This is a genomic window from Neisseria sp. P0014.S009 (assembly GCF_051958155.1).
Classification (GTDB): Bacteria; Pseudomonadota; Gammaproteobacteria; order Burkholderiales; family Neisseriaceae; genus Neisseria; species Neisseria flavescens_C.
Genome location: NZ_JBQCVS010000093.1, coordinates 1 through 295, shown reverse-complemented (window position 1 = coordinate 295; position 295 = coordinate 1). Strand labels below are relative to the sequence as shown.

1 rRNA gene is annotated in these 295 nt (G+C 50.8%); it reads left to right on the top strand.

Annotation, left to right across the window (positions count from 1 at the left end):
• Nucleotides 1-295 (top strand): 16S ribosomal RNA (locus ACTHS4_RS11815); the annotation flags it as partial.

Here is a 295-nt window from a genome sequence, read left to right as displayed (position 1 = left end):
GCCTACGGGTGGCAGCAGTAGGGAATATTGCACAATGGAGGAAACTCTGATGCAGCGACGCCGCGTGAGTGATGAAGGCCTTCGGGTTGTAAAGCTCTGTTCTCAGGGAAAAAGAAAGTGATTGTACCTGAGGAGAAAGGACCGGCTAACTTCGTGCCAGCAGCCGCGGTAAGACGAGGGGTCCAAGCGTTGTTCGGAATTATTGGGCGTAAAGCGGGTGTAGGTGGATCTATAAGTCAGAAGTGAAAGCCCCGAGCTTAACTTGGGAAGTGCTTTTGATACTGTAGATCTTGAA